Below are 6,000 nucleotides of genomic sequence, written 5' to 3'. Positions count from 1 at the left end.
CATTTTGTTGTTTGTTTCCATAAATGTCTTTCTTGTATACTACTTTCCCTGATGCATTTTGTACTTTAATACTCGCATATGTTTCATTAAAATAATGATGTGGTACGCCTGCTTTTAAGTCAATTTGCATTTCTTCTGTCGCCTTATTGAAATTGATTTTAGCAAATTCGAAATCACTAATCCCTTTTAGTGACCATGCAAATTGGCTTCCTTCTAAAATATTATTTTCATTAGGCACATCTGGTTTAATTGGATTAGAATCCGTACCCTTCCAAATCTCTGCTGTTAAAGTTGGATACCCTAATACAGCCACTTTTTGAATGGTATCGTTATTTGGACGTAATCCCCACTTCTCAAAGAAAGGTATCAAATTTTGTTTGGCTACTTTTGATGCCGAAATCATAAATAATTGTTTTTTATTTTCATCAGTTTGTGGAAGTTCACTTGAAGACATGTCTCTATACAATTGATGCAATTTAGGATAGAAGTCCTCTCCATATGCTAACTGTAGTTGCCAAAGCATAACAAGCTTAACAAAAACATCACTAACTTCGTCATAATTTTTATTAGGTTGTTCTAAGTATTGAAATGCCTTAGTATAAGCGCCCTCCTGTTGCAATCTAAAAGATTGATTAGATGTAAATGCTTTTTCTACAGAAAGGCTGTAAATATTATTTTGTACTTCTGTCATATTATAAAACTTCCAAGGTGATTGCTGTCTCAAATGCCCTGCCTCATGCCAAGGACCCCAGCCATCTTTTATAAATTTATTAATATCTAACACGTATTGGATTGCATCTCCTACATATGCGGTTCGATAAGAAGTTGCATACATATAATAATCGGGAGAATGATTTTCTTCTACGTAATGAATATAATGTTTATCTACTTGTTCCTCGGATAAACCAGCTACTTTGTCTTGAATTCGAGTAGCTTCATCCATCTTTTTTAAGAGTTGTACAGGATCTGTATTAGAACCTAACAAATATTTCTTAACACGTGCAGGGCTGGCCGTAATTAATACACGTTCTCCTTTTAACTCCACTGCATGTGCATTGGGATATTGGTCCAGCATGTTTATTAAATCTTGTTTCGTATGCTTTCCTAGTTCAAAAAAAGGAGTAGTCGTTCCACCTGTTGTGACTGTTGTTCGAATGGTACCACCTTGTTGTTTATTATAAAAATAAATCATCCCCCCATTTGGAGATTGGATTGTGTTTATACCAGGTTTTAATGTAAATGATTTTATTTTAGAATCTTCTCTCCAAGAAGCATCATACGAATACGTTCCAATGTATGCTTGAATATTTTGATTTCCTTCTACATTAATCGTTATTTGTTCATTTGGCTTTGCATATAAACCAGTGGGTTCATATGGACTAAATGCCATACTTTTTCTTTCCTGTTGTTTCAGTACCTCAACATCCCCTTTTCCTGGGACTGTATATATTCTGTTTTCTGATTTAACTGACTTTTCCTCTTGCAGTGATGTCGATATTTTTTTTTGCTGCTTTGTTTCCTCTGCAAAGACATCTGATGAAGAAACCATTCCAGTCGTAAGCATAGTTACTGTAGCGGTAGCTGCAAGTATTTTTCTAGTTTTATATTTTGAGTTATTCCCCATATTATCTCCCTCATTTTCCCTTAGTACATTTAAGGATTATTATTTTATTTATTACGTTTTTACACCAAAAATTTTTTACGCTATTTATGTTGTATCTAATACTCTATTTTTTCTCATAATAGTCTCCTTTTCTTTATTTCTAATTGTTTATAAATGTTATTTGATGACACATAAAATAACAACTTTACGATAAACTCATCAATAACAACCTATTATGTTTTGATTTAGTATTCTTAACTTCCATCTAATTGTATAAAAGTATTCAATTAGGAAAATAAGAATATAAAGCTCACTAATCATAGATTAGGTTTTATGGAAAAATTCATAAAAATCATTCACCTTGAAAATTCAAGCTTGTATAACTACTTTCTACATATAGGATGGAATTATAAAAATATTTCAATAAAATAAAAGACAGAGGCCTGATGATACCTCCGTCTTTTCAATTTATAAAGAACAAAAAATCATTTTATAACTGTATAAATGCCCTTGCAACAAATACTGTATTCCGCTATTTTTTTGAAGAAACAGGATCCATTTTTAATGTTTTTATCCCTTCTTTTAATGTAAACGCATCCACTCTCAATGTTTTCCAACTATCTTTCGCTGCATTCAAATTAGGTTTTAGGAATTTGAATTTATTTTGATCCGCTTTTTGGGATGCTTTATCAATATGACTAAGCACTCCCGAATATTGAGAATCTAAATCATGCCATTGTGCAGACATATAGGTAAGTGCATTAATAGCCGATCCAATCGCATTGTGCATTTCATTAATATTATTATACGCAACACCAACTACACGATTTAATGTTACTTTATAATCTATAGTCTGACGTAATTGTGCTAACAACGGCTCTAACGTACCTAAATTATTTCTTGCTACCCCTATCATTACACCACCAGCAATCCACGTAGGAATTGAGGGAATTGATACAGTTATTATTCCATCTGATTCTACTTGTTTAAAATGTCTTACTTGCTCTAAAACTTCATTTAGGCGCTTTTCATCTTCATCAATTCCAGATGCTTGGTTTTTCAGAATCGAATGCAAAATATCTTTATGACCTGCAAATGCTCGGACATCTTCTCCAATACTATCTCTTAACTTAGCTAGTTCTTGTATTAAATTCTGTGTATATGCTTGATTTTGTTTAATCTCACCTTGTAAATCTGTCATGCCTTCTTTTAATGTGTCTGCATCCCCTTCATTAATCGCTTCTACTAATGTTTCATAATAATTGTCGAATTTAGTATCATACTCTACAATCCCCGTCAGTGTATCTAAAAGTTGTTTTTTTATGTGTGAATCCCATTTCGTAGCATGCTCTCTTGCATTCTTTTGATCTTGTAGAATTTGACTAGGTAGATTTGTATATCCTTTAATGTCAATGCCTTCAAAGTTAACATCTGGGTTTTTAATTAACAAATAAGAGTAATCATTCATGGATTTTGCAAATACCCCAGCATCTTGCAAAGCTTTTTTCATCTTTTCGCTGTTTACAGAAAGAGATATATCTTCGGTACTAGTTTGTTCCATTTTACTTTCACTTGCGAAGGCTGCCACTGGAGAAACTACAGTAGTTGTTGTCAGAGTTAAAAACGTCGATACAGCAAGTAGTTTATAAGGAAAGTTTTTATTCATTTTAATTCCTCCTATACATATATATTGATTTTTAATTTGTTTTTTCTTGTTTAAAAGCAATGTCTTTTGAAATGAATTCTGCATCCTTATGAATATCATTCCAACTTTGTTTTGCAGCCTTTAAATCATCAGGTATTAAAGAAAGTTTATGTTCTTGCATTTGGTCGATATTATCATATAGATCTTTATAATTCGCTCCCATCGTATTCCATTGTTGCTGAATACTTGTTAGAGACATAATTGCTTGATCAACTGTTTGATACAAATATGTTAAAGTGTCTTTTGTATTAATAAGTGAAATAACTGCTTGGTTAGCTAAATCAGCTTTCATACTTAATTCTCCAATTTTATTCGAAATTTCATTATAGGAGTTCATATGATTAGATGCCTCAACACCAGCTGCTGTTCCTAAACCGATACCAGCTGCCCCTAGAGCTGTTAGACCACCAACAACAGCTGGTGTCGCTGTGCCACCGGTCACAACAATTACTACCGCTCCTGCAATCGTTCCAATAACTAAAATAGCTGCTCCTAATCCACCACCAATTGACCAGGCTAATACATTATCAAAATGTGCTTTCTGCGTAGAACGTAAATTCTCAATTTCGGCCTGAAGTTGTGGGACTAGTGCTTGTTTTCCCGCTAATATAGCCGTTAATCCCCCTTGTCCATCTGGACCTCCAACATTATTTTTAAAATCTACAGTATTTGTATACAACTTTGTTTTGAAAGCTTCTAACATCTTAATAACTTCCGTAACTTCATTTGAATTTGTATGAATTGTACCGATTAAATCCCCTATTCCTTCTTTGAGGCCCGCCTTATCTTTCTTTTTTACAGTATCTACTAGTGTGTCGTAATAATTTTGAAATTGTTCATCATAATTTACAATATTACGTGCTGTCTTTTGAATGTTTGGCTTCGCTGTATCTAGCCAGTAATTTGCATTGATTCGTGACAGTTCCTGATTCAGGTGAATGTTTTTGATTAATTCTCCCCCTCCTGAACCTAAATCAATGTTGGATAAATTTACATTCGGTTGCTTAATCATTGTTTTTGCGTACAAATCCATTACAAGAATATGAGAGCCTGTTTCAGCCAACACTTTCTTTAACCCTTCAGGTCCTAACGCATAATTTTCTATTTTCTGTTCTTGTGCTGTCTGTTCTTGTGCAAGTGCGTGAATAGTACTACCATTCGTAGCAGTTATAACCGTTGCTAAAGTGGCCAAAGTTATGACCTTAAATGGAAATTTCATTATTTGATTCTCCTCCTTATTTTCAATTGAGTTATTATCTTTTTATTAAACCTAAATTCTTAATATTAAAATTTGTAAACTTGTTCTTCGAGTTGATTTGTTACATTTTTTAGTCGTCTTAATGTATCTTTTTGAGACTGAGTGTTACTAGTATCAACTTCAGTCAATAATTTTGTAATACTATTATTTATTAGATTCAAATCCTCTTTATAACGTTTCATTAGCTCAATTTCTCCATCTACTTGATTAGCAAATGTATGCAAATCATTTTGCATGAAAAGAATCATTGATTTTTGTAAATCTGCTACTGTTAATTTAGTTGTTAAGTCATATAATTTCTGATTTTGTTTCTCTAAATCATTTAAATATACTCTTTGCTCTGCTGTTAGTTTATTAATTTCGGCAAAGGTACTATATGTTTTTTTAATTTTTTCAGGATCAATCACTTTCATAAGATCATACTCTTTCGTTTTTGTAACTGCAGCTGCAGCAATTTCACCTTTTTTACTTTTCTCTATCGCTTCACGTGCTTCTTTTTTGGCAGCTTCAATTTCTATAGCTGATTTTCCCTTTTCTGTTGCTTCCTGCTCTGCTTTCTTCTCTGCTTCTACAATAGTATTATTTATTTCTTTTCCTTTGTTATACGCTACTACCGCTGTTTGAGCAGCCGGTTCAATGATATCTTTTGATAGGCTATAAATCTCTTGGAATACCTTTAGCCCTTGTTCATTTAAAGCTCCTGGTAATAATGCTATTTGCTCTAAATCATTTTGAATTGATTTTTTTGTATTTAGCATTTCATTTTTTAACTTGTCTATTTTTCCTGTTCCCTCTGAACTAAGTACACTCTGTGCTTTTACCACATCTGTATCAAGATTTTTCAGTTTCTTATCTACCTGTAGTTTAAGATCTGTTAACTCATTAATCTGACGTTGCACGTTTTCTTTGTTTGTTATAGTCATATCTTGAAGAACTTCCAGTCTATCTATAAACCCTTCTTTATCTTCCTTATTATCTGCAAATCCTTTTAATGTTGGATAATAGCTATTAAATTTGGTTGCAAATCCTTTACTTTTTGAATTTAGTAGAATTAATTTTGGATATAGTTCTGATGACCACTCTTTCATATCTTGTTTAATTAGAAATTGAGTTGTATTTAAAGATGGAACTTCTTCAAGTTGCACATTCGGACTTGCTAAGGCTCCATCTATAAAGGTTTGTGTTAATTTGGAGTGTGCACCTATTTTTCGTAATGCTGAGGAAATATCTATATTATCTTGTTTCGTTTCTGCCTGAACGATTGGCATTGCGAGAGTATTGATAGGAATAGTCGCTCCAGTAACGATTGATGTTATTAAAAATCCTGTCATAATTTTATTCTTCATTCCGTACACCTCTTCACTATTGTTTTTTACAGTTTTAATCGTAAATTTTGTACAACCTAACGTTAGGATTTCATCACACACACTTGAG

At 32.6% G+C, this 6,000-nt stretch carries 4 protein-coding genes; all 4 read right to left on the bottom strand.

Going from position 1 to position 6,000, the window contains the following annotated elements:
- The coding region (locus MR066_RS24470; protein ID WP_242248794.1) for a M60 family metallopeptidase at positions 1 to 1,624 on the bottom strand (1,624 nt) is incomplete at its 3' end.
- A gap of 511 nt (positions 1,625 to 2,135) precedes the next feature.
- Entirely contained in the window at positions 2,136 to 3,269 is a 1,134-nt protein-coding gene (hblA, locus tag MR066_RS24465; protein WP_242248792.1) for a hemolysin BL binding component B, read from the bottom strand.
- Between the two features lie 31 nt (positions 3,270 to 3,300).
- A complete protein-coding gene (gene hblD / locus MR066_RS24460; protein WP_242248804.1) occupies positions 3,301 to 4,530 on the bottom strand; it encodes a hemolysin BL lytic component L1 in 1,230 nt (409 codons plus the stop codon).
- Positions 4,531 to 4,592: 62 nt separating this feature from the next.
- Positions 4,593 to 5,912: a hemolysin BL lytic component L2 gene (gene hblC, locus MR066_RS24455; RefSeq protein ID WP_242248789.1), complete on the bottom strand. Its 1,320-nt coding sequence runs from the start codon at positions 5,910 to 5,912 to the stop codon at positions 4,593 to 4,595.
- Positions 5,913 to 6,000: the final 88 nt, after the last annotated feature.

The organism is Bacillus cereus group sp. BfR-BA-01523 (assembly GCF_022662615.1).
GTDB classification, from domain to species: Bacteria; Bacillota; Bacilli; order Bacillales; family Bacillaceae_G; genus Bacillus_A; species Bacillus_A mycoides.
Note: the sequence above shows the minus strand (reverse complement) of the source record. Positions and strands in the feature narration are given on the sequence as shown.